This is a genomic window from Methylobacterium sp. FW306-05-D (assembly GCF_058782155.1).
This window is the reverse complement of sequence record NZ_JBYSXL010000171.1, coordinates 1-935: the sequence shown is the minus strand read 5'-3', so window position 1 is coordinate 935 and position 935 is coordinate 1. Positions and strand designations below refer to the sequence as shown.

General features: G+C 59.8%; 1 protein-coding gene. It reads left to right on the top strand.

All coding sequences use genetic code 11. The features are described from left to right. Positions 1 to 247 precede the first annotated feature (247 nt). Positions 248 to 706, top strand: coding sequence for a Mov34/MPN/PAD-1 family protein (locus tag AC3WLN_RS24040; protein ID WP_492485495.1), 459 nt, complete (start codon positions 248 to 250; stop codon positions 704 to 706). The last annotated feature ends 229 nt before the right edge of the window (positions 707 to 935 follow it).

Below are 935 nucleotides of genomic sequence, written 5' to 3'. Positions count from 1 at the left end.
GATGTCTGCTTCATCTTCGCTCCTCAGGGGCTACGATGAACCAGCCATCCTCCGTTCGTGAAGACCCTCAATCTGTCCCACAGGTGCTGACGTCGGACACCCTAGCCTGCGATCTCGTCATGGATTGGGCGAACGGCAGTCCCGGCAATCGATTCCGGTCGCTTACGCTCGATGCGCGCAAGGCCTTTCAGGTTTCGGACGGCAGTCCATCCGCGTTGAAGTCATGTCCTGCTTGTGGAGGCGAGACATGATCCTCGGAACGAGCGATGACGGACTCGTTCTGGTCGAACTCGGTGTGGAGAAGGTGATTGCAGGATACGTCACCGAGAAGGAGATCGGCCTGGAAGCTGGTGGCATACTCATCGGCAACTATCGCGGCCCTCATCTCGAGGTCGGACGCTGCACGACGCCGCTCCCCGGCGATCATCGTGGGCGCTACCTATTCGACCGACGAGACGCCGGTCACCAGGCGGAAGCGCTCAACGCCTGGAGAAGGAGTGGAGGGACGGACACCTTCGTCGGCGAATGGCATACCCATCCGGTGGACCATCCGACGCCGTCCGAACTCGATTTTCGAACATGGCATGCAATTATGCAGCGCACGTCTAATCTCGTGCTGTTCCTGATCGCCGGGCGTCGCTCGCTCTGGTGTGGCCTGGGCCGAGTAAGAGAACTCCACCAACTCAAAGTCATCTCAGCATCCTGATCAGCATCCCTGGATATCACTTCCGCACGGCGAAGGGCGATGATGCCGTGTTCTGACAGGACGAGGCTGCGACGGCGTACGCCCCGGCGCTCGCTGAGCGTCCTCGACGTGTCGGCGGCGTTGAAGTGACTGCCGAGGGATTAATCGATCTCGTCGGCCATGCCTCGAGCGAAGCGGCCACGGCTCGCTGAACACAGCTCCTAAACCAATTTTTTGAAAATATCAGGCG